We start from the raw sequence: 21,911 nt of genomic DNA, 5'->3' as shown, positions 1-21,911 counted from the left end.
CGTCGCGGGGCCCGCGCTGTCTACGATCGTGCCGTGGCCACCTTCCGCCTGGAACGCACACCGCCGCTGCCCGTCGACGAGGCCTGGCGGCGGCTCACCCAGTGGCCCCGGCACGGCGGCGCGGTGCCGCTGACCCGCGTCACCGTGCTCACCCCCGGGCCGACCCGCGAGGGAACCCGCTTCGTCGCCCGCACCGAAGTGGGCGCCCTGCGCTTCGCCGACCCCATGGAGGTGACCGTCTGGCGCCCGCCCGCCGACGGCGGACCGGGCCTGTGCCGGCTGGAGAAACGGGGCCGTACGGTGCTGGGCCGGGCCGAGATCGAGGTGCGGCCGGGCCCCGGTGGCCGCGCGTGCGTGCAGTGGCGGGAGGAGCTGCGGGTGCGCTTCCTGCCCGCCGCCTTCGACCCGCTCCTGCGCCTCGTGGCGCGGGCGGTGTTCGGCCGCGCGATGGACAGGCTCCTGCGGCAGCCGTGACGGCGGGAGGCGACCGGCGGCGGGCGGTGGCCGGTCCCGGCAACGGGTGGCCGCGGGCCTCAGCCTTGCGGCCGGGCCCGTTCGGTGGTGGGCGGAGCAGCGGTGCCGCCGGGCGGCATCAGGGGGTGCCTCGGCCCGGGAGCCGGCTACGACCCGGCCGCGGGCCTCAGAGCTGCGGGTGCGCCTCGCTCGGTGGCGGGTCGTCCGGTGCCATCAGGCGGGACCACGGGGTGCGTCCGGCGGTGGCCAGCAGGAAGCGTTCGCGGGGTGGTTCGGGGCCGACTGGGCACCAGGTGAGGTCCGTGTCCGCGATCGAGCCGGATTGGGGGCGCAGCGCCACCACGTCGTCGTGGGCGAGGAGCGCGTGGCGGAAGAGGGTGTGGCTGCCGGTGTCCTCGACGAGGGTCGCCGGATGCCAGCCGTGTTCCGCGAGCCGGGCGAGGACGGCGGACGCGTAATTCGGCGCTCTGCGTGCGGGGAACCACAGCAGCCGCTGGCCGGCCAGGTCGCTCCAGGTCAGTTCCGTACGGACGGCGAGGGGGTGGTGGCGGCCGAGCACGACGCCCAGGGGTTCGTCCCCCACCGTCCGCAGCTCCAGGCCCGCCTCGTCGTCCACCGGTGCGCGCAGGACGCCGAAGGCCAGCGCTCCGCTGCGCAGCAGCTCGCCCTGGCGTCCGGAGTCGACCTGTTCGTAGACCGGGCGCAGCGGGCGGGCGGCCGTCAGGATCCGCTCGGCGCGGCGCAGTACGTCGTGCGGCACGCCGCGGCACACGCCCACCGTCGCGGTCACCGGCACGGAACGGGCGGCGGCGACCGCCGAACCCAGCGCGTGCTGCGCCTGGCGGACGCCGGTCAGCAGGAGCCGGCCCGCTTCGGTGAGTTCCATGCCCCGGGGCAGCCGCCGGAACAGCGGTGCGCCGACGCGCCGTTCGAGCAGCCGCAGCTGCTGGCTCAGGCTGGGCTGGGCGATCCGCAGCCGGCGGGCGGCCTCCGTGACGGTGCCGGCCTCGGCGACGGCGGCGAAGTAGCGCAGGTGGCGCAGCTCCAGGTCGGGGAACTCCTGCGGCGCGGCCATAGGTGCCAGCCTATAGGTGCCTCGGCGGCCGGTCCTGGTGCGCACGGGCCCGCGTGCCCTTGAGTGGGGTCATGTACGTCATCGTGTTCCGATACCAGGCACCGCTGGAGACCATCGACTCCCTCAAGGAGGCCCATTACACCCATCCCGAGGGGGTGTTCGCGCAGGGCCTGGTCCGGCTGGCCGGGCCGCTGGAGCCCCGTACGGGCGGGGTGGTCCTGGCGGAGGGCCCGCAGGCGGCGGTGGAGGCCGCCGTCGCCGCGGACCCGTTCGTCACCAGTGGCGCCGCCACCGCGGAGATCCTCCGCTTCCACCCCACATGGCGGCCGGAGGAGAGCCCGGCCCCACGCTGACCGGCCGCCGGAAGGCGAGCCCGGCCTCACGCTGACCGGCCATCGGAGGAGAGCCCGGCGCCACGCTGACGGCCCGTCGGCGGCAGCGGCACCCGCGCGGCCGGGCGCGGGCTCGGGCGAGCACCGCGTCGCGTGCCCAGCGGTCTGCCGGGGCGCACCCGTACCAGCCCTACGCCGCCCGACGGAGGCGCGCCGCCGAGCAGGCCGAGCAGGCCGAGCAGGCCGAGCAGGCCGAGCAGGCCGGTGACCGTACGCCGACCGGGGGGCGTGCCGCCCCCGCGGACGGGAAGGACGACGCCCCGGACCACGGCGGGGCGGTCGGCGCGGCACGCGGCCTCCGCCGGCGCGGCCCCGGCCGCCGGAAGCGTCCGTTCAGGCCACCGACCCGATCCGCTGCGTGGGCACCGGCGCCGGGTCGTGGTGGATCGGGGTGTGCGCGCCGGTCAGGGCGACGCCGCTGCCGCCGCGGCGGCCGGCGACGATCTCCGCGGCGATGGACAGGGCCGTCTCCTCCGGTGTGCGGGCGCCGAGGTCGAGGCCGATGGGCGACCTGAGCCGGGCCAGTTCCAGGTCGGTGACGCCGACGTCGCGCAGGCGTGCGTTGCGGTCGAGGTGGGTGCGCCGGGAGCCCATGGCGCCGACGTAGGCCACCGGCAGCCGCAGCGCGAGCTTGAGCAGGGGTACGTCGAACTTGGCGTCGTGGGTGAGGACGCACAGGACGGTGCGGCCGTCGACCTCGGTGTTCTCCAGGTACCGGTGCGGCCACTCGACGACGATCTCGTCGGCCTCCGGGAAGCGGGCCCGGGTGGCGAAGACCGGGCGGGCGTCGCAGACCGTCACCCGGTAGCCGAGGAACTTGCCCATCCGCACCAGCGCGCAGGCGAAGTCGATCGCGCCGAAGACGATCATGCGGGGCGCCGGGACGGAGGACTCGACGAGGACGGTGAGCGGTGCGCCGCAGCGCGAGCCCTGCTCGCCGATCTCCAGGGTGCCGGTGCGGCCGGCGTCCAGGAAGGCGGCCGCCTCGGCGGCCACCGTGCGGTCCAGTTCGGGGTGGCCGCCGAAGCCGCCCTCCCGGGAGCCGTCCGGGCGCACCAGCAGGGGCCGGCCGAGGAGTTCGGCCGGGCCGGTGACGATCCGCGCGACCGCCGCCGCCTCCCCGCGGGCGGCGGCGGCCAGTGCGGTCGCGAACACCGGGCGGGCCGGGCCGTCGGCCCGTACCGGTGCGACCAGGATGTCGATGACGCCGCCGCAGGTCAGACCCACGGCGAAGGCGTCCTCGTCGCTGTACCCGAAGCGCTCCAGGACGGTCTCGCCGTCCTCCAGGGCCTGCCGGCACAATTCGTAGACCGCGCCCTCCACACAGCCGCCGGAGACCGAGCCGATCGCCGTGCCGTCGGTGTCCACCGCGAGGGCGGCACCGGGCTGGCGCGGGGCGCTGCCGCCGACGGCCACCACGGTGGCGACGGCGAAGGTGCGGCCCTGCTCGACCCACCGGTTCAGTTCCTCGGCGATGTCCAGCATCTGTCGGTCTCCTTACAGCGCTCGTGTGAAGGGCGGGGCGGCTCGGTCAGTGGACGCCGAGCCAGCCCTCGATGGGGTTGAGGGCGAAGTACACGAGGAAGACGGCCGTCAGGGCCCACATGAAGGCCCCGATCTCCCGGGCCTTGCCCTGGGCGACCTTGATGATCGTGTACGAGACCACGCCGGCGGCGACACCGGGCGTGATGGAGTACGTGAACGGCATGATGACCACGGTCAGGAAGACCGGGATCGCGGTGGCGCGGTCGCCCCAGTCGACGTGCCGTGCGTTCATCATCATCATCGCGCCGATGACCACCAGGGCCGCGGAGGCGACCTCGGAGGGGACGATCGCGGTGATCGGGGTGAAGAAGAGGCAGGCGGCGAAGAACAGGCCGGTGATGACGGAGGAGAAGCCCGTGCGGGCGCCCTCCCCCACGCCGGTGGCGGACTCGACGAAGACGGACTGGCCGGAGCCGCCCGCGACACCGCCGATCACACCGCCGGCGCCGTCGATGAACAGGGCCTTGGACAGGCCGGGCATCCGGCCCTTGTCGTCGGCGAGGTTCGCCTCGGTGCCGACGCCGATGATGGTGGCCATCGCGTCGAAGAAGCCGGCCAGGACCAGCGTGAAGACGATCACGGTGATCGTCATGACGCCGACGTCCCCCCAGCCGCTGAACGAGACGTGCCCGAAGAGCGAGAAGTCGGGCATCGACACGGGGCTGCCGTGGAGTTCGGGGGCGCCGTTCACCCACTGTTTGGCGTCGATGACACCGGCCCCGTTCAGGACCGCCGCGACGACGGTGCCGCCGACGATGCCGATGAGGATGGCGCCGGGGACGTTGCGGGCCTGGAGGGCGAAGATCAGCAGCAGGGTGGCGGCGAAGAGGAGCACCGGCCAGCCGGACAGCTCACCGCCGGGACCGAGGACCACGGGGCCGCCGCCGGGCGACGGGTTGCGGCCGACGAACCCGGCCTTGACCAGGCCGATGAAGGCGATGAACAGGCCGATGCCCATGGTGATGCCGTGCTTGAGCGGCAACGGGATGGCGTTCATGATCATCTCGCGCAGGCCGGTGACGACCAGCAGCATGATCACCACGCCGTAGGCCACGCACATGCCCATGGCCTGCGGCCACGTCATGTTCGGCACGACCTGGGCGGAGATGACCCCGGACACGGACAGGCCGGCGGCGAGGGCGAGGGGCACCTTGCCGACGAAGCCCATGAGCAGGGTGGTGAACGCCGCGCCGAGCGCCGTCGCGGTGATCAGGGCCTTCTGGCCGAGTATGTCCCCGGCGACGTCCTTGCCGGAGAGGATGACGGGGTTGAGCAGCAGGATGTACGCCATCGCCATGAAGGTCGTGACGCCGCCGCGCACCTCACGCGCGACCGTGGATCCCCGCCGGGATATGTGGAAGTACCGGTCGAGCCAGGACCGTCCCGCCGGGACGCGGCTGCCCGCGCCCGCGTCTTCGGCGGCGGTCCTCGGCTCCACTGACTGCTGGGTCATGGGGCCAACTCCCAAGGTTCATAGGGACACCCGTGAAAACCCTTCCTGGGCACGGGATTTGGGAATGGACGGCCCGGGGGACGGCCCGAGACGAACCTCGTTGCTGGTACTTCAAGGGCCGCGAGCGGAGCGGATCTCGAAGAGCTGGGGGGGGGAGTGTTCCGGGCGGCGCGGAAGGTGTGACGTTGCGGTGCGCCGCCCGGAGGGTCTGCCGTTCCTCCCGTCCGGGCCGGCCGGAACCCGTGGGCCCGGCCGGCCGGTCCGGGAGTGTTACGCCTTGCCGGTGAGGTGCTCCGGCCGGACCGGCGTGCGGGGGAGTTCCAGCCCGGTCGCGTTCCGGATCGCCGCGAGGACGGCCGGGGTGGAGGACAGGGTGGGGGCCTCGCCGATGCCGCGCAGCCCGTAGGGGGCGTGGTCGTCGGCGAGTTCGAGCACGTCGACCGGGATGGTCGGCGTGTCGAGGATGGTGGGGAGCAGGTAGTCCGTGAAGGAGGGGTTCCTGACCTTCGCCGTCTTCGGGTCGACGATGATCTCCTCCATGATGGCGATGCCCAGGCCCTGGGTGGTGCCGCCCTGGATCTGCCCGATGACGGAGAGCGGGTTGAGCGCCTTGCCGACGTCCTGCGCGCAGGCCAGTTCGACGACCTTCACCAGGCCGAGTTCGGTGTCGACCTCGACGACGGCGCGGTGCGCGGCGAAGGAGTACTGGACGTGGCCGTTGCCCTGTCCGGTGCGCAGGTCGAAGGGCTCGGTCGGCCGGTGCCGCCACTCCGCCTCGACCTCGACGGCCTCGTCCTCCAGGACGTCCACCAGGTCGGCGAGGACCTCGCCGCCGTCGGTGACGACCTTGCCGCCCTCCAGCAGGAGTTCGGCGGTGGCCCACGCGGGGTGGTAGGAGCCGAACTTGCGCCGGCCGATCTCCAGGACCCGCTCACGCACGAGTTCGCAGGAGTTCTTGACGGCGCCGCCGGTGACGTACGTCTGCCGGGAGGCCGAGGTCGAACCCGCCGAACCGACCTGGGTGTCGGCCGGGTGGATGGTCACCTGGGTGACGCCCAGTTCGGTGCGGGCGATCTGCGCGTGCACGGTGACACCGCCCTGGCCGACCTCCGCCATCGCCGTGTGCACGGTGGCGACCGGCTCACCGGCGACGACCTCCATGCGCACCTTGGCGGTGGAGTAGTCGTCGAAGCCCTCGGAGAAGCCGACGTTCTTGATGCCGACGGCGTACCCGACACCGCGGACGACGCCCTCGCCGTGCGTGGTGTTGGACAGGCCGCCGGGCAGCTGCCGTACGTCCGAGCCCTCGCTGGACTCCCACTGGCGCTCGGGCGGCAGCGGCATCGCCTTGACGCGGCGCAGCAGTTCGGCGACCGGCGCCGGGGAGTCGACCGGCTGCCCGGTCGGCATGATCGTGCCCTGCTCCATGGCGTTGAGCCGGCGGAACTCCACCCGGTCCATGCCCACCTTGTCGGCGAGCTTGTCCATCTGGGCCTCGTAGGCGAAGCAGGCCTGCACCGCGCCGAAGCCGCGCATGGCGCCGCACGGCGGGTTGTTGGAGTAGAGGGCCAGGGCCTCGATGTCCACGTCGTCGATGACGTACGGTCCCGCCGACAGCGAGGCGGCGTTGCCGACGACCGCCGGGGAGGCGGAGGCGTAGGCGCCGCCGTCCAGGACGATCCGGCACTTCATGTGGGTGAGCTTGCCGTCCTTGGTGGCGCCGTGCTCGTAGTGGAGCCGGGCCGGGTGGCGGTGCACGTGCCCGAAGAAGGACTCGAACCGGTTGTAGACGATCTTGACGGGCTTGCCGGTGCGCAGGGCCAGCAGGCAGGCGTGGATCTGCATCGACAGGTCCTCGCGCCCGCCGAAGGCGCCGCCGACGCCGGCCAGGGTCATGCGCACCTTGTCCTCGGGCAGGCCGAGGACGGGCGCGATCTGGCGCAGGTCGGAGTGGAGCCACTGGGTGGCGATGTAGAGGTGGACGCCGCCGTCCTCCTCGGGCACGGCCAGGCCGGACTCGGGGCCGAGGAAGGCCTGGTCCTGCATGCCGAAGTAGTAGTCGCCCTCGACGATGAAGTCGGCCCTCTTCGCGGCCTCGTCGGCGTTGCCGCGGACGATCGGCTGGCGGTGGACGATGTTGGGGTGCGGGACGTGCCCGGCGTGGTGGTCGTCGCGCCTCTCGTGGACGAGGATCGCGCCGGGCGCGGTGGCGGAGGCCTCGTCGGTGATGACGGGCAGCTCCCTGTAGTCCACCTTGATCTTGGCGGCGGCGCGGCGCGCCGTCTCCGGGTGGTCGGCGGCGACGATGGCGACCGGTTCGCCGTGGTGGCGCACCTTGCCGTGGGCGAGCACGGGCGTGTCCTGGATCTCCAGGCCGTAGTGCTTCACCTCGGCGGGCAGGTCGTCGTAGGTCATCACCGCGTACACGCCGGCCATGGCGAGGGCCTCGGAGGTGTCGATCGAGACGATCTCGGCGTGCGCGACGGTGGAGCGCAGGATCTGGCCCCAGAGCATGTCCTCGTGCCACATGTCGGACGAGTACGCGAACTCGCCGGTGACCTTGAGGGTGCCGTCGGGGCGGAGCGTGGACTCGCCGATGCCGCCCTTGGTCCGGTAGCCCTGGGTGATTTTGGTGGGAGCACCGTTGGCCGTGGTCATGCTCAGACCCCCTCGGACTGGCGGGCGGCCGCCAGGCGGACCGCGTCCATGATCTTCTCGTAGCCCGTGCAGCGGCACAGGTTGCCCGACAGCGCCTCGCGGATGTCCGCGTCGGTCGGGTTCGGGTTGCGTTCCAGCATCTCGTCGGCGGCGACCAGCAGGCCGGGCGTGCAGAAGCCGCACTGGACGGCGCCGGCGTCGATGAACGCCTGCTGGACGGGGGACAGTTCGGTGCCCTCGCCGGTCTGCGAGTCGGTGCCCTGCGCCCGCCACCGCTTGGCACCGTCGAGCGTCGTGCCCGAGGACGCGGACGGCTCGGCGGAGCCGCAGGCGCCGCTCGCGCAGCCGCCCTCGGCCCGCTGCCGGGCGAAGTCGGCCAGGCCCTCGACGGTCACGACCTCGCGGCCCTCGGCCTGCCCGGCGGCGACCAGGCAGGAACACACCGGCACGCCGTCCAGGCGCACCGTGCAGGACCCGCACTCGCCCTGCTCGCAGGCGTTCTTCGAGCCGGGCAGGCCCAGGCGCTCGCGCAGGACGTACAGGAGGGACTCGCCCTCCCAGACGTCGTCGGCCTCCTGGGGACGTCCGTTGACGGTGAAGTTGACGCGCATCACGCAGCTCCCTCGGTGGTGCGGCGGGCGCCGCGGTACGACTCCCAGGTCCAGGTGAGTGTCCGGCGGGCCATCACGCCGACCGCGTGGCGGCGGTAGCTCGCGGTGCCCCGGACGTCGTCGATCGGGTTGCAGGCGGCGGAGCACAGCTCGGCGAACTGCTTGGCGACCGACGGGGTGATGATCTTGCCGTTGTCCCAGAAGCCGCCCTCGTCGAGGGCCGCGTTCAGGAACTCCTCGGCCGCCTGGGCGCGGACCGGGGTGGGGGCGGCCGAACCGATGCCGGTGCGGACCGTGCGGGTCTCGGGGTGCAGCGCGAGACCGAAGGCGCACACCGCGATGACCATCGCGTTGCGGGTGCCGACCTTCGAGTACTGCTGCGGGCCGTCGGCCTTCTTGATGTGCACGGCGCGGATCAGCTCGTCCGGGGCGAGCGCGTTGCGCTTGACGCCGGTGTAGAACGCGTCGATCGGGATGCGGCGGGTGCCGCGCACCGACTCCGCCTCGACCTCGGCGCCCGCGGCGAGCAGGGCGGGGTGGGCGTCACCGGCGGGAGAGGCCGTGCCGAGGTTGCCGCCGACGCCGCCGCGGTTGCGGATCTGCGGGGAGGCGACCGTGTGCGAGGCGAGCGCCAGGCCGGGCAGCTCGGCACGGAGCTGTTCCATGATCTTCGAGTACGGCACCGAGGCGCCCAGCCGCACGCTGTCCTCGCCGACCTCCCACTCGTAGAGGTCGCCGACGCGGTTGAGGTCGAGGAGGTACTCGGGCCGGCGGTGGTCGAAGTTGATCTCGACCATCACATCGGTGCCACCCGCAATCGGCACAGCGGTGGGGTGCTCGGCCTTCGCGGCGAGCGCCTCCTCCCAGCTGGCGGGGCGAAGGAAGTCCATGACCGGCTCTCTTCTTCGTCTCGGAGGGTCGTACAGATTGAGCCAATCCGTGTGCGGCGGGCCAGGCTCGTTCATGTGCTGTTCACGTGGAGTGGAGTCAGTACACAACCGAGTGCTCCGGCGGGGTCAGTCACCGAAACCATGAAGGGTTTGGCTGGCCGCGCCACGCATCTTGTAGATTCGTATGAACGAAGGTCGTCACCCGCCTCTTCGCTTCCCCCGGGAAACAGAGGTCACGGCCCGGCAGGGCCCCGCCACCGGCGAAGTCGCCGGCCGGCCACGGGACCGGGCCTCTCGCCACAAGATTCATCATAGATTTCGAGACAAGAACGGCGGCGACGAGACATGCGGCTGCGCGCACTGCTGGACACCGATGCGCTGGGCCTGAAGCTGCTCGGCGGCGAGGACGAGCTGGACCGGACCGTCCGCGGGGTCATGACCACCGACCTGCGTGATCCGAGCCGCTACCTCTCCGGGGGCGAGCTGGTGCTGACCGGTCTGGCCTGGCGCCGGGACGCCGCCGACGCGGAGCCCTTCGTGCGGATCCTCGTGCAGGCGGGGGTCGCCGCGCTGGCCGCCGGCGAGGCCGAGCTGGGCGCGGTGCCCGAGGACCTGGTGGTGGCCTGTGCCCGGCACCGGCTGCCCCTGTTCGCGGTGCACGAGTCGGTGGCGTTCGCGACGATCACCGAGCACGTGGTGCGGCAGGTGTCCGGCGAGCGGGCCGGTGACCTGGCCGCCGTGGTGGACCGGCACCGCCGCATGATGACCTCCGGCCCGGCCGGCGGCGGCCCGGACGTGGTCCTGGACCTGCTCGGTTCCGACCTGGACCTGCGCGCCTGGCTGCTCTCCCCCACCGGGCGGCTGATCGCCGGCCCCAAGGCGGGCGGCCCGGCGCTGTCCGCCCCGGCCTGCGGGCGGCTGGCCGCCGAGCACCTGGCGGCGGGCCGGACCGCCCGGCGCGGCCCGCACCGGATCACCCTGGACGGCACGACGTACTCGCTCTTCCCGGTCCGCAGCGGCGCCCGCTCCCCGCGGGCCGGGCGCGACGTGCGCGAGACGGGACTGTCGGACTGGCTGCTGGCCGTCGAGGCGGACGCGGGCGACTGGCCCGAGGAACGGCTCGACCTGCTGCAGGGGGTCACCCAGCTGATCGCCGTCGAGCGGGACCGGCGGGACGCGGCGCGCACGGTGCGCAGGCGGCTCGCGCAGGAGGTGCTGGAGCTGGTGCAGAGCGGCGCGCCGCCCGCCGAGATCGCCGCCCGGCTGCGGGTCGCGGCGCCGGTGCTGCTGCCCGGCCTCGGCTCGGCCCCGCACTGGCAGGTGGTCGTGGCCCGCGTCGAGTGGGACGCCGGACCGGGCGGCAGCGGCGCCGTCGCCCAGTCGCTCCTGGAGGAGATCCTCGCCGACCCGCAGAGCACCGGCACCGAGCCCTCGGACCGGATAGCCGTCGCGCACTGGGACGACGAGGCGATCGCCCTGGTGCCGCTCCCGGCGGTCTCCACCGAGCACGACGGCCCCGAGGGCGGGATCCTCGCCGACGCGCTGCTGCGGTCCGTGCACGACCCGCTGGCCGCCGGTCTGGACGGCGACGGGCGGCTCACCCTCGGCGTCAGCGCGGCCGTGCACTCGGCGGAGGGCCTGCGCGGGGCGCTGGAGGAGGCGCGGCACGCCCGGCGCGTCGCGGCGGCCCGCCCCGGCCGGGTCTGCGCCGCCGGCCACCAGGAGCTGGCCTCGCACGTGCTGCTGCTCCCCTTCGTCCCCGACGACGTGCGCCGCGCCTTCACCGCGCGACTGCTGGACCCGCTGCGCGACTACGACCGCCGGCACCGCGCGGAACTGATCCCGACCCTGGAGGCGTTCCTCGACTGCGACGGCTCCTGGACCCGCTGCGCGACCCGCCTCCACCTGCACGTCAACACGCTGCGCTACCGGGTCGGGCGGATCGAGCAGTTGACGGGACGCGACCTGTCGCGCCTGGAGGACAAGCTGGACTTCTTCCTGGCCCTGCGCATGAGCTGAGGTCAGCGGGGACGCAGGCGGTGCGGCGACGGGCCGTCCGCCGTCCCACGACTTTGTGAAATCCTTCACCCGCCCCCTTGGCCGGGCCGCCGGATCCGTGCTGAGATGCGGCCACCACTCAAGGCTCGAAGGCGTGCTCGGGGAGGGCAACGTGGCGCATACCGCCATGTCTGGTAACGGAACGACCGCTGGTGACGATCCACTCCAGACCGCGGTATGGCGGCTGCGCTCACGCGCGTGCTGGGCCGACGCGGCGGCACTGCTGCCGGCGGCCACCGCCGCCGCCGCGCTGCAGCGCACCGCGCTGCTGGTGGAACGCTGCCTGTACACCGAGGCGGGCTGGGAGGAGGCCGAGGACGCGCTGCGCACCGCGGAGGCGCTGGCCCACTCCGACGAGGAGCGCGGCGCCGCCGCTTGTGAACGCGGGTACTTGGCCTACGCGGCGACCCTGCACGGCGTACGGGACCGCGCCGACGAGGCGCGCTCGGCGCTGGGCCGCGCCGCGGCGCTGATCGCGCCGGGGGCGCCGGGGCGGGCCCTGCTGGACTTCCGGCGCGGGCTGATCGCGGAGAACCTGACCCGTTCCGCGCAGGCCGCACGCGCCGCCTACCGCCGCGCCCACGCGGGCGCCACCGCCCGCCCCGACCCGCTGCTGCTCTCCTTCACCTGGCGCCATCTGGCCGGACTCGCCCTGCGCGAGGGCGAGTTGGCGGAGGCGCGGCACGGCTTCGCCGAGTCCCTGCGCATCCGCGAGGAACTGGGCTACCTCGTCGGCACGGCCCCCGCGCTGGTGTCCCTGGCCGACACCGAGGAGGAACCGGAGGCCTCCCGCCTCCGCGAGGAGGCCCGCCGCCTGTTCCGTCTCCTCGGCGGGGTCCCCACCTGGCTCACCCGCCAGCTCGCACCGCCGGGGGCGGCCACGGCGTGACGGTGCCGCAGGTGCCGGGGAGCTTTCGCGTGCGGCGGGGCGGGGCGTCCGGGTCGCGGCGGGCGGGACGGACGGTCAGAGCGTGGCGGTGAAGTGGCCGGCCAGCAGCGCGCCCACCGTCTCCGTGTCGCGGGCGATCAGCGCGTCAAGGAGTGCCGCGTGCTGCGCCGCCTCGGCCACCAGACCCGCGCGCGCGGCGCGGCCCAGGACGCCCGTCAGCGGCCACTGGGCCCGCCGGTGCAGGTCCTCGGCGACCCGCACCATCTGCTCGTTGCCGGAGAGCGCCAGCATCGCGCCGTGGAAGGCGCGGTCGGCCTCGGCGTAGGCGGCCCGGCAGCCGGAGGACGCCGCCCGGACGGTGGCCTCGGCGAGCGGGCGCAGCGCGGCCCAGCGCTCGGCGGGCACGGTGCGGGCCAGCCGCAGCAGCACGGGGACCTCGATCAGGGCCCGCACCTCGGCCAGTTCGGCCAGTTCCCGGGCGCCGCGTTCGACGACCCGGAAGCCGCGGTTCGGGACGACCTCGACGGCGCCCTCCAGCGCGAGCTGCTGCATGGCCTCGCGCACCGGGGTCGCGGAGACCCCGAACCGTTCGCCGAGCGCGGGCGCGGAGTAGATCCCGCCCGGCCGCAGTTCACCCGTGACGAGCGCGGTGCGCAGGGCGTCGAGGACCTGACCGCGCACGGAGGAGCGCCGTACCGGGGCGCGGGGGTGCGGGTCGGGCCCTTCGCCGTGCGGGTGCTCGCCGCGGATGGCGCCGTCGTCCGGCGGGGTGTCGTGCTCCCGCCGTGTCCACGGGCCGGGGGCAGCCGGCGCCGCGGCGTCCGCGTCGGCCTCCGGCCCGGAGGGGGCGGTGCGAGGGCCCCGGTCCCCGGGCTGCCGCCGGCCGTCACCGGCGAGCGCCGCGGTCGCGCCGGGCCCCGGCCCGGCCGGGCCGTCCTCCGGGCGCGGGCGCGCGGACGGCGCGGGGCCGGGCTCCCGGTGGGCCGGCCGGGCACCCTCCGCCTCGCGGTCCGGGCGCGGCTCGGGCCCGCTTTCCGGGCGGGCCCGCGGCGGCCGGGGCGAGGACGGCTGCGCGGCGCGCGGCAGGAGGGGGGCGCGGACGGCGGCGGCCTGCGGCCGGGGCCGCGGAACGGGCCCGGCGGCCCCCTCGGCCGCGGCGGAGTCCTGCGCGCCCTGCTTCACGGTGCTCCTCCGGGCTTGGGGGTGCTTGGGGTCATTACGACGGGTTGCTGTCCGTCCGTCAAGCACCTTACGGCGCAACTGGCCAGGGGTTCACATTCCGTCGACGTCGAGTAAGGTAAGGCTTACCTGAAAACGCACCTTCGGACGTGGATCGGCGGTTCGGCATGCCCCTGCTCGCTTCGGCCGTGGCGGACGCCTATGCCCGCCTCACCGAGGTCTTCCCCGGCCTCACGGTGACGGAGACCCGCCCGGCGGACGGGGTCCCGCCGGGTGGCGCCGGGGTGCAGGCCGCCGCCCTCGCCGAGGGCGGCCCCGGCCTGGAGGCGTTCCTGGCCTGGGACGAGGCGCAGGTCCTGCGCGACTACGGCACCCGGGCCCGCCCCGACGTCGTGGCGAGCTTCGGACTGCACCGGTACGCCTGGCCGGCCTGCCTGCTGTTCACCGTCCCCTGGTTCCTGCACCGCCGCGTGCCGCGGCTGCCCGTGACGCACGTCTGGTACGACCGCGCCGCCGGCCGCATGACGGTGCGTCCGGTCTCCTTCGCCTGCCTGCCGGACGACCCGGCGGCCGCGCTGCCCGGCGCCCGCGTCGTACCCGGCGAGGAGGCCCTGCGCGCCGAGGTGCGCGCGGCCGTCGCCGAACACCTGGACCCGGTCCTCACCGGCTTCGGCCCCCGCATGCGGCGGCGCGGCCGGGCCCTGTGGGGCATGGCGACCGACGAGGTGGTCGAGGGCCTGTGGTACGTCGCCCATCTGCTCGGCGAGCAGGAGCGGGCGCGGCACGAGCTGGAACTGCTGCTCCCCGGCGCCACCCGCCCCTACGTCGGCTCGGCGGCCTTCCGCGAGCTGACCGGCCCGGACGGCGAGGCGCTGCCCACCCGCGACCGGGCGAGCTGCTGCATGTTCTACACGGTGCGCCCCGAGGACACCTGCGCCACGTGTCCGCGCACCTGCGACGCCGACCGGATCACCAAACTGACCGCCACGGCCGCGGCCTGACCTCCCGTCACCCCGTCGCCCGGTCCGGCGGACCGCCGTACGTCCCGTAAGATCGTCCGCGAATGGGGCGCCCTCACGGGTGCGGCGGCGACAGGAAGTTCACAACTCCCTCACCCGCCGCGGGAACTTTCCGCGGAACCACTCGTACGGGTAGTCTTATTCGAACTCAACTCCCGCCCCTCATGCGGCAGTTCGAGCAGAACGCCGTCCGCGGGCATCCCCTTGCACCTCCTTGGCGGCCTCTTGCCCCGAAACCCTCTGAGGGCCGCTGGGATTGGGCCACTATGGCGGGCGTCACGCCCTATCCCCATGCAAGGGACCCCAGATGAGACTGACCGACATATCGCTGAACTGGTTGCTTCCGGGCGCCGTACTGCTCCTGGGCGTGCTGGCGGCGGTGGCGGTGCTCGCGCGCGGCAAGCGGTCCAACGGGAGCACGAGCACCGACGACTCGTGGGAGCGCAGCGAGGAGCGCCGCAGGCGCAAGGAGGCCGTCTACGGCACCGCCTCCTACATCCTGCTGTTCTGCTGTGCCGCGGTCGCCGCGGCGCTCTCCTTCCACGGCCTGGTCGGCTTCGGCGAGCAGAACCTCGGCCTGACCGACGGCTGGCAGTACCTGGTGCCGTTCGGCCTGGACGGCGCGGCCATGTTCTGCTCCGTGCTCGCGGTGCGCGAGGCCAGCCACGGTGACGCGGCCCTCGGCTCCCGGATACTGGTGTGGATGTTCGCCGCCGCCGCGGCCTGGTTCAACTGGGTGCACGCGCCCAGGGGTGTCGACCACGCGGGCGCGCCCCAGTTCTTCGCCGGCATGTCCCTGTCGGCCGCGGTCCTCTTCGACCGCGCCCTGAAGCAGACCCGCCGGGCCGCGCTGCGCGAGCAGGGCCTGGTGCCGCGTCCGCTGCCGCAGATCCGCATCGTGCGCTGGCTGCGGGCCCCCCGGGAGACCTACCGCGCCTGGTCGCTGATGCTCCTGGAGAACGTGCGCAGCCTGGACGAGGCCGTCGAGGAGGTCCGCGAGGACGCCCGGCAGAAGGAGCAGAACCGCCGTCTGCGGCGCGAGCACGACCGGGTGGAGCGCGCCCAGCTCAAGGCGATCAGCCGGGGCCACCGCGGCTTCGCCGGCCGGGGCGGCCGGCAGGGCGAGGCACAGGCCCTGGAGCGCGGCTCCTCGCAGGTCACCGCGGAGCCTGCCATATCGGCGGAACCGCTGCCGGTACGCGCCCGTCCCTCGCTGCAGCCCGTCCGCAAGGGCGCTGACGCCCTCACGGTCGACCTCACCGCCGAGGACGACACCCAGGCCCTGCCGCGCCTGGACTCGCTGGAGCGCAAGCTCAAGGATCTCGAGCAGCAGTTCGGCTAGGCCGACGGTGCCCGGGGCCGCGAGGCCCCAGGCGGCGTGAGGCCGAGGGGAGGGCGGAGAAGGGAGACCTTCTCCGCCCTCCCCTCTTCTCACTCCCGCCGCCTCACGCCGCCTGCTGCGCGCCCAGTTCGAACCACACGGACTTGCCGACCTCGTGCGCGCACACGCCCCAGTCGTCCGCGAGCGACTCGATGAGGAACAGCCCCCTGCCGTTCGTGTCCTCGGCGGCGGCCGGCACCCGCGGACGTGGTCCGCGGGCCACGAAGTCCCGTACCTCCACGCGCAGTCCGCTCGGTGAGACCGTGGCCGTCAGGATCGCGTCGTCGTCCGTGTGGACGAGGGCGTTGGTCACCAGCTCGCTGGTGAGCAGTTCGGCGACCTCCGACCGTTCCCCGGGTCCCCAGCGGTGCAGCAGCTCGCGCAGGGCCCGGCGCGCCTCGGGCACCGCCCGCAGGTCCGCCCGGCCCAGCCGGCGTCTGAGCTGGGGCCCCGACGCCCTTGCCGCCGCCCCGTCGGTCTCGTCCTCCACCGTCCTCACCGAGGAGGCCCCTGTGGTCACGGGACCGCTCCCTCGCGTCTGACTCTTCATCTCCCCCGCCCGCGTGCCGATGTCGGTTCCCCTCCAGCTCGAACACGTTCACGGGGATCCATGCCCAGCGGAATCCGCGGCAGTCCTGCCGGATCTTCGGCGACCAAGGGTTCGGCCACGGCCCCACCGGCGCGCGAGGGGCCGCCGCGCCGCCGGACGCCCGCGGGGGCCGGGACGTCCGGGCCCGCCGGGACCCCGGACGCGCCGCCGTCGGCGCCCCGGGTACGTCGCCGGCCGTACGGCGGACGTACCCCGGGCGTACGGAGCGCGTACGGCACCCGCGCGCCGGACGTACGGCACGCGTACGGCCGGCCGCCCCGCGCACCCCGAACTTGGCCGGAGTACGACGCTTTCCGCGCGCCCCGGCGCCCTTTCCCGGGCGCCCGGTCCGTGCGCGTCCTCACGGCCGCGGCACGTTGCGCAGGTTGGACCGGGCCATCTGCACCATCCGTCCCACCCCGCCGTCCAGCACGATCTTGGACGCGGACAGGGCGAAGCCGGACACCATCTCGGCGCTGATCTTCGGCGGGATGGACAGGGCGTTGGGGTCGGTGACGACGTCCACCAGCGCCGGTCCCTTGTGCTGGAAGGCCTCCTTCAGCGCCCCGGGCAGGTCCTTCGGCTTCTCCACCCGCACGCCGTGGGCGCCGCAGGCACGGGCGACGGCGGCGAAGTCCGGGTTCTTGTTCGTGGTGCCGTACGACGGCAGGCCCGCGACCAGCATCTCCAGCTCCACCATGCCGAGCGAGGAGTTGTTGAACAGGACGACCTTCACCGGCAGGTCGTACTGGACCAGGGTCAGGAAGTCCCCCATCAGCATGGAGAAACCGCCGTCCCCGGACATGGCGACGACCTGCCGGTTCCGGTCGGTGAACTGGGCGCCGATCGCCATCGGCAGCGCGTTCGCCATCGAGCCGTGCGAGAAGGAGCCGATGATCCGGCGGCGTCCGTTCGGCGAGATGTAGCGGGCGCCCCAGACGTTGCACATGCCGGTGTCGATGGTGAACACGGCGTCGTCGTCGGCTGCTTCGTCGAGCACGGCCGCCACGTACTCGGGATGGACCGGGATGTGCTTGTCGACCTTGCGCGTGTACGCCTTGACCACCCCCTCCAGGGCGTCCGCGTGCTTCTTGAGCATCCGGTCGAGGAAGCGGCGGTTCTTCTTCTCCTTCACCCGCGGGATCAGGCAGCGCAGCGTCTCCTTCACGTCGCCCCACACCGCCAGGTCCAGCTTGGACCGGCGGCCCAGCACCTCGGGCCGCACGTCGACCTGGGCGATCTTCACGTCGTCGGGCAGGAACGCGTTGTACGGGAAGTCCGTGCCGAGCAGGAGCAGCAGGTCGCACTCGTGGGTGGCCTCGTAGGCGGCGCCGTAGCCGAGCAGCCCGCTCATCCCGACGTCGTACGGGTTGTCGTACTGGATCCACTCCTTGCCGCGCAGGGCGTGCCCGACCGGTGACTTGATCCGCCCGGCGAACTCCATCACCTCCGCGTGCGCGCCCGCCGTGCCGCTGCCGCAGAACAGGGTGACCTTGCCGGCCTCGTCGATCATCCGGACCAGCCGGTCGATCTCCGCGTCACCGGGCCGGACCGTGGGGCGGGAGGTGACGATGGCGGTCTCGGCGGCCTTCTCCGGGGCCGGCTCGGCCGCGATGTCACCGGGCAGCGTGACGACACTGACCCCGCTGCGGCCCACCGCGTGCTGGATGGCCGTGTCCAGCAGCCGGGGCATCTGCTTCGGGCTGGAGATCAGCTCGCTGTAGTGGCTGCACTCCTGGAACAGCCGGTCGGGGTGGGTCTCCTGGAAGTAGCCGAGCCCGATCTCGCTGGAGGGGATGTGCGAGGCGAGCGCGAGGACCGGGGCCATGGAGCGGTGGGCGTCGTACAGGCCGTTGACGAGGTGCAGGTTGCCGGGACCGCAGGAGCCGGCGCAGGCCGCCAGCTTCCCGGTGATCTGCGCCTCGGCCCCGGCCGCGAACGCGGCCGTCTCCTCGTGGCGCACGTGGATCCAGTCGATGGCGGCGTTGCGGCGGACCGCGTCGACGACCGGGTTGAGGCTGTCCCCGACGACGCCGTACAGGCGTCTGACCCCGGCGCGGACGAGGATGTCGACGAACTGCTCTGCGACGTTCTGCTTGGCCATGCTCCCGGTACCCTTCGGTCTCCGGCCGGCGGCCGCGGCTGCCCCGCGGCCGCTCCGCCTGCTCGCCTGCCGCTGCCGGCCGGTGCGGACTCCTGGGTCCATGAATTCACAGCCCCGCCGCTCACGCCTCCCAAACGGCGGCGGCCGTACGGTCGTCCGCGTAGCCCTTGACCCGTACCTGGGCGTCCGCGAGGAAGGCGGCGAGGCCGGGCGGGAGGGGACCGGACCACCGGCGGGCGAGGTGCGCGCACAGTTCCTCCTCGCCGCGCAGGGGCTCGGCGAGGCCGGCGGTGCACATCAGGAGGGTGTCACCCGGCCGGGCTACACAGGCACGGAAGCGGAAGGGTTCGTGAGGCGGTTCCGGCCCGGCGTCCGTACCCGGGGCCGGGTCCCGCGGGACCGGCCGGACGGGAAGGCCCGGGTCCATCGTGAGCCGCTCGCCCCGCGGGGCCCCGGCCGAGGCGGGCGGCCGGGACGGACCGGGCTGTCGCGGGGGCCGTCCGGCGGCACCGGGAGCGCCGTTCCGGGGCTCGGTGCCGCGGGGCCCGGCGCCGCGGGGCTCGATGTCCTGCCAGGTGCCGTCGCGCAGTCTGAACAGTCCGCCCCCTCCGGCTCCGAAGAAGACCCGCGTACGGCAGGCGGGGTCGGCGGGCAGCAGCAGGCAGCGCAGCGTGGCCGTGTACTCCTCGGGGGCGACGCCCAGCTCCGCGGCGCTCGCCCGGAGTCTGCCGAGGCTGCGGTCGGTGAGGCGGTGCAGGCCGGACTTCAGTTCGCCGCGCCGCGCCGCCCGGATGTCCTCGGCCAGCCGGACGTGGCTGCGGCCGACGGCGCGCGCGATCCACTGGCACGCCTCGGCCGCCGCCCGGTGGGCGCCCGGTCTGGCGCGGGCCCCGGTGGCCATCGCCACGAGGACCAGCGCCTGCTCACCGGCGCCGAAGCGGGCGGTGAGCAACGCGTCCCGGCGCGGCTCGCCCCGGTAGCGCGGCGAGTCCCCCCGGACGGAGACGGCCCGCAGGGTGCAGGCCCCGTACCCGGCGCCGTCCAGGACCGTGTCCGGCACGAGGTCGTCGAGCGCCTCGGGATCGGCGAGCGGGAGCGCGGTGGGCTCCGCTTCGTAGGTGGGCGGCCCGGAACCCACGTGGGTGACGGCGAGGGGCGGCGGGCAGTGGTCCGCCGGGCCGTCGCCGGACGCGGGGGAGGTCTCCGGGCCGCTCGGACGGGACCCTCCGGGCGGGCCGGGCGGGGAGGCCGGGCCAGGTGGACCGTCGGGGCCCGGCGGGAACGTCTTCGGACCGGGCGGGACGGACGGCGGGGGTTCCCAGGGGGCTCGCTGCCACGACGGGGGCGGGGTGTCCCTGGGGGCCTCGGCCGCTTCCGGCGGGCGCGGGGCCGGGGGCCGGGCGGATTCGGCTACCGGCCGCGGGGCCGGGGCGGGTTCCCGTTCCGGGCGCGGGGACGGTGGCGGAGCGGGGACGGGCGGCGAAGCCCCGGCAACGGGCGGAGGCGGCGACGGTGGGCTGGGCGGAGGGGGTGGTGGGGGCGCGGGCGAAGGCGTCGGGCGGCCGAACCGGATCCACTCCTCCTCCCCGTCGTCCACCGGGGGCCCGTCCCAGCCGTCGTACCCCGGGGCTTCGCCGTCACCCTCGCTCACCGGGGCTTCACCGTAGTCCTCGTACCCCGGAGCTTCGCCGTAGTCCTCGTGCGCCGGAGCTACGCCGTAGTCCTCGCGCACCGGGGATTCGTCCTTGCCGACCGGGGCGTCCGGTCGCTCCTCCGGCCGGTCCCCGGGCCGGCCGGGGCCGGGGTGTCCGGTACGCGGTGCCCGGCCCACCGTGCCGGCCGCCGAGGCGAAACGGTCGTCCAGGGAATCGGCCGCGGCCGTGGGGCCCGTGTCCTCGGTGGAGTCGTCGTACAACTGCCGCCACCAGTCGTCCTCATGACCGGTGGGCCTTCCCCCCTGCTGGCTCATGCCCTCGATTGTCCACCGCTCGGCCCGGATGAAAACGGGGCATCCGGAAAATCCGGCACCGGAGCGCACCATGAACGGCCCACCGGACGAACCCTCGTACACCCGTGCGGAACAATGCCGCCGGGCGGTCCCACCCCCCACGGGAGAACCGCCCGGCGGCGCCTGTGGGCCCCGGAGCCGGGTCCAGGGCGGGACCGGGCCGGGACCGGGCCGGGTTGCCGGCGGCCGGAACTCCCCCGTCCCGCACACCGGCGCGCGCGTCCGCCTCCGCGCCCTGCGCGCGCCCCCGCCCGTCTGCGGGCCGCGGCGGCCGGGGCGCCCGGGCGGGCAGGGCGCGACCGGGCGCGCGGCCCGCCGGGCACCGCCCGGCAGGAGCGTCCGGCCCGCCGTACGCCGGTGGCCCCGCGCATCGGCGCAGGCCGCGTGCCCGCGGCCGGCCGGCCGGGCCGTCCGTCGGCGCTTCGGTGGTGCCACCTTGTCAGGATGACCATGGGTACGGCGATGATGTCGGACGGCGGGTTTGCGCCGTGGCCGCTTTCCGCCACGTCCGGCCCGCCGCTGGTCGGTGACGTGGGCCTGAAGGGGAGGAACGGCAGCTGATGCTGGCAGCGATAGGGCTGGACGAGAGACACGAGTCGGCGTACCGGGCCCTGGTGACCGTGGGCGCGGCCGACGTGCCCGATCTCGCGCGACGGCTGATGCTCGGCGAGCGCGACACCGAGCGCGCCCTGCGCCGCCTGGAGCGGCACGGCCTCGCGGCCCAGTCCTCGGCCCGGCCGGGCCGCTGGGTCGCCGCGCCGCCCGGAGTGGCGCTCGGCGCGCTGCTCACCCAGCAGCGGCACGAGCTGGAGAAGGCGGAGCTGGCCGCCGCGCTGCTCGCGGAGGAGTACCGGGCGGCGGCGGCCGAGCCTTCGGTGCACGATCTGATCGAGGTGGTCACCGGGGCCCCGGCGGTCGCGCAGCGCTTCGTGCAGTTGCAGCTCGGTGCCGTCGACGAGGTGTGCGCGCTGGTCACGGGCAACCCGATGGTCGTCTCCGGCATGGAGAACGACGCCGAGGAGCAGGCGGCGGGCCGCGGAGTGCGCTACCGGGTGGTGGTCGAGCGCGCGGTGCTGGACCTGCCGAACGGCATCACGGAGCTGACCGCCGCCCTGGGCCGGGACGAACAGGTCCGCGTGGTCGACGAGGTGCCGACCAAACTGGTGATCGCGGACCGGGCACTGGCCATGGTGCCCCTCACGTCCCGGATGGCCGAGCCCGCCGCGCTGGTCGTGCACTCCAGCGGCCTGCTGGAGCTGCTGTCGGGCCTGTTCGAATCGGTGTGGCGGGGCGCGCTGCCGCTGCGGCTGGGCGCGTCCGGGGTCAGTGAGCAGGGCCCGGAGGGTCCCGACACCACCGATCTGGAGGTGCTGTCCCTGCTGCTGGCCGGTCTGACGGACGCGAGCGTCGCCAAGCAGCTCGACCTGGGCCTGCGGACCGTGCAGCGCCGGGTGAAGCGGCTGATGGAGCTGACCGGTGTGACCACCCGGCTGCAACTGGGCTGGCACGCCTACGAACGCGGCTGGGTGGCCCGGGAACGGCACGAGGGCTGAGCCCCGCCCCGCCGACGCCCCGGGGCGGCTGCC

At 74.5% G+C, this 21,911-nt stretch carries 17 protein-coding genes; 7 read left to right on the top strand and 10 right to left on the bottom strand.

From position 1 onward, the window contains the following. The first annotated feature begins 33 nt into the window (after positions 1-33). The gene (locus tag IG64_RS21745; protein WP_037858716.1) at positions 34-474 is read left to right on the top strand and encodes an SRPBCC family protein; all 441 of its coding nucleotides are present in this window, start codon (positions 34-36) and stop codon (positions 472-474) included. 166 nt (positions 475-640) lie between these two features. On the opposite strand, the gene IG64_RS21740 is transcribed toward IG64_RS21745, so the two are convergent. Beyond that, positions 641-1,549 carry a LysR family transcriptional regulator gene (locus IG64_RS21740; protein ID WP_037858715.1) on the bottom strand — a complete coding sequence of 303 codons (909 nt, stop codon included), beginning with the start codon at positions 1,547-1,549 and terminating at the stop codon, positions 641-643. A gap of 71 nt (positions 1,550-1,620) precedes the next feature. Between IG64_RS21740 and IG64_RS21735 the strand changes: the two genes are divergently transcribed. Beyond that, positions 1,621-1,902: a YciI family protein gene (locus IG64_RS21735; RefSeq protein ID WP_037858714.1), complete on the top strand. Its 282-nt coding sequence runs from the start codon at positions 1,621-1,623 to the stop codon at positions 1,900-1,902. 372 nt (positions 1,903-2,274) lie between these two features. On the opposite strand, the gene IG64_RS21730 is transcribed toward IG64_RS21735, so the two are convergent. The 5 genes from IG64_RS21730 to IG64_RS21710 all read right to left on the bottom strand — a co-directional run bounded on the left by IG64_RS21730 (position 2,275) and on the right by IG64_RS21710 (position 9,098). Beyond that, entirely contained in the window at positions 2,275-3,426 is a 1,152-nt protein-coding gene (locus tag IG64_RS21730) for an XdhC family protein (protein ID WP_037858713.1), read from the bottom strand. Positions 3,427-3,472: 46 nt separating this feature from the next. Further along, complete coding sequence (locus tag IG64_RS21725) at positions 3,473-4,939, bottom strand: NCS2 family permease (protein ID WP_037858711.1); 1,467 nt, start codon at positions 4,937-4,939, stop codon at positions 3,473-3,475. Positions 4,940-5,209: 270 nt separating this feature from the next. Continuing rightward, positions 5,210-7,597 (bottom strand): xanthine dehydrogenase family protein molybdopterin-binding subunit, encoded by a 2,388-nt coding sequence (locus IG64_RS21720; protein ID WP_037858710.1) that lies wholly within the window; start codon positions 7,595-7,597, stop codon positions 5,210-5,212. A 2-nt stretch (positions 7,598-7,599) separates the two neighbouring features. Next, positions 7,600-8,208: a (2Fe-2S)-binding protein gene (locus IG64_RS21715; protein WP_037858709.1), complete on the bottom strand. Its 609-nt coding sequence runs from the start codon at positions 8,206-8,208 to the stop codon at positions 7,600-7,602. Continuing rightward, the gene (locus IG64_RS21710) at positions 8,208-9,098 is read right to left on the bottom strand and encodes an FAD binding domain-containing protein (protein WP_037858708.1); all 891 of its coding nucleotides are present in this window, start codon (positions 9,096-9,098) and stop codon (positions 8,208-8,210) included. The genes IG64_RS21715 and IG64_RS21710 overlap by 1 nt, the downstream gene beginning before the upstream one ends. A 345-nt stretch (positions 9,099-9,443) precedes the next feature. Here IG64_RS21710 and IG64_RS21705 point away from each other — a divergent pair, with 345 nt between their 5' ends. Together IG64_RS21705 and IG64_RS21700 are read left to right on the top strand one after the other, a co-directional pair. Continuing rightward, positions 9,444-11,117 carry a PucR family transcriptional regulator gene (locus tag IG64_RS21705; protein WP_037858707.1) on the top strand — a complete coding sequence of 558 codons (1,674 nt, stop codon included), beginning with the start codon at positions 9,444-9,446 and terminating at the stop codon, positions 11,115-11,117. A 166-nt stretch (positions 11,118-11,283) separates the two neighbouring features. Then, entirely contained in the window at positions 11,284-12,045 is a 762-nt protein-coding gene (locus IG64_RS21700) for a hypothetical protein (protein ID WP_037858705.1), read from the top strand. Between the two features lie 75 nt (positions 12,046-12,120). Here IG64_RS21700 and IG64_RS21695 read toward each other — a convergent pair whose 3' ends face one another. Beyond that, positions 12,121-13,131, bottom strand: a complete 1,011-nt coding sequence (locus IG64_RS21695) for a GntR family transcriptional regulator (RefSeq protein ID WP_234438587.1) — start codon at positions 13,129-13,131, stop codon at positions 12,121-12,123. Between the two features lie 260 nt (positions 13,132-13,391). Between IG64_RS21695 and IG64_RS21690 the strand changes: the two genes are divergently transcribed. Continuing rightward, complete coding sequence (locus IG64_RS21690; RefSeq protein WP_037858873.1) at positions 13,392-14,225, top strand: (2Fe-2S)-binding protein; 834 nt, start codon at positions 13,392-13,394, stop codon at positions 14,223-14,225. 325 nt (positions 14,226-14,550) lie between these two features. Continuing rightward, on the top strand, positions 14,551-15,585 hold the full coding sequence (locus tag IG64_RS21685) for a DUF2637 domain-containing protein (protein WP_037858702.1): 1,035 nt from the start codon (positions 14,551-14,553) through the stop codon (positions 15,583-15,585). A 103-nt stretch (positions 15,586-15,688) separates the two neighbouring features. Here IG64_RS21685 and IG64_RS21680 read toward each other — a convergent pair whose 3' ends face one another. From IG64_RS21680 to IG64_RS21670, 3 genes are all read right to left on the bottom strand, one after another. After that, positions 15,689-16,144: an ATP-binding protein gene (locus IG64_RS21680; RefSeq protein WP_037858699.1), complete on the bottom strand. Its 456-nt coding sequence runs from the start codon at positions 16,142-16,144 to the stop codon at positions 15,689-15,691. Positions 16,145-16,574: 430 nt separating this feature from the next. Next, positions 16,575-18,317: a pyruvate dehydrogenase gene (locus tag IG64_RS21675; RefSeq protein ID WP_037858697.1), complete on the bottom strand. Its 1,743-nt coding sequence runs from the start codon at positions 18,315-18,317 to the stop codon at positions 16,575-16,577. A gap of 121 nt (positions 18,318-18,438) precedes the next feature. Further along, positions 18,439-20,286, bottom strand: coding sequence for a protein phosphatase 2C domain-containing protein (locus tag IG64_RS21670; protein ID WP_037858694.1), 1,848 nt, complete (start codon positions 20,284-20,286; stop codon positions 18,439-18,441). Between the two features lie 599 nt (positions 20,287-20,885). On the opposite strand from IG64_RS21670, the gene IG64_RS21660 reads away from it, so the two are divergent. Beyond that, a complete protein-coding gene (locus tag IG64_RS21660) occupies positions 20,886-21,878 on the top strand; it encodes a helix-turn-helix transcriptional regulator (protein ID WP_037858688.1) in 993 nt (330 codons plus the stop codon). Positions 21,879-21,911: the final 33 nt, after the last annotated feature.

Source organism: Streptomyces sp. NRRL S-340, from assembly GCF_000720185.1.
GTDB lineage: Bacteria > Actinomycetota > Actinomycetes > Streptomycetales > Streptomycetaceae > Streptomyces.
This window is presented reverse-complemented; position numbering and strand designations above follow the sequence as displayed.

Excerpts from the sequence above, each read along its gene's own strand:
- IG64_RS21740 (WP_037858715.1), bottom strand. The coding sequence starts at position 1,549 with ATGGCCGCGCCGCAGGAGTTCCCCGACCTGGAGCTGCGCCACCTGCGC.
- IG64_RS21700 (WP_037858705.1), top strand. The coding sequence starts at position 11,284 with ATGTCTGGTAACGGAACGACCGCTGGTGACGATCCACTCCAGACCGCG.
- IG64_RS21735 (WP_037858714.1), top strand. The coding sequence starts at position 1,621 with ATGTACGTCATCGTGTTCCGATACCAGGCACCGCTGGAGACCATCGAC.
- IG64_RS21690 (WP_037858873.1), top strand. The coding sequence starts at position 13,392 with ATGCCCCTGCTCGCTTCGGCCGTGGCGGACGCCTATGCCCGCCTCACC.
- IG64_RS21705 (WP_037858707.1), top strand. The coding sequence starts at position 9,444 with ATGCGGCTGCGCGCACTGCTGGACACCGATGCGCTGGGCCTGAAGCTG.
- IG64_RS21685 (WP_037858702.1), top strand. The coding sequence starts at position 14,551 with ATGAGACTGACCGACATATCGCTGAACTGGTTGCTTCCGGGCGCCGTA.
- IG64_RS21710 (WP_037858708.1), bottom strand. The coding sequence starts at position 9,098 with ATGGACTTCCTTCGCCCCGCCAGCTGGGAGGAGGCGCTCGCCGCGAAG.
- IG64_RS21715 (WP_037858709.1), bottom strand. The coding sequence starts at position 8,208 with ATGCGCGTCAACTTCACCGTCAACGGACGTCCCCAGGAGGCCGACGAC.
- IG64_RS21670 (WP_037858694.1), bottom strand. The coding sequence starts at position 20,286 with ATGAGCCAGCAGGGGGGAAGGCCCACCGGTCATGAGGACGACTGGTGG.
- IG64_RS21720 (WP_037858710.1), bottom strand. The coding sequence starts at position 7,597 with ATGACCACGGCCAACGGTGCTCCCACCAAAATCACCCAGGGCTACCGG.
- IG64_RS21725 (WP_037858711.1), bottom strand. The coding sequence starts at position 4,939 with ATGACCCAGCAGTCAGTGGAGCCGAGGACCGCCGCCGAAGACGCGGGC.
- IG64_RS21730 (WP_037858713.1), bottom strand. The coding sequence starts at position 3,426 with ATGCTGGACATCGCCGAGGAACTGAACCGGTGGGTCGAGCAGGGCCGC.
- IG64_RS21660 (WP_037858688.1), top strand. The coding sequence starts at position 20,886 with ATGCTGGCAGCGATAGGGCTGGACGAGAGACACGAGTCGGCGTACCGG.
- IG64_RS21675 (WP_037858697.1), bottom strand. The coding sequence starts at position 18,317 with ATGGCCAAGCAGAACGTCGCAGAGCAGTTCGTCGACATCCTCGTCCGC.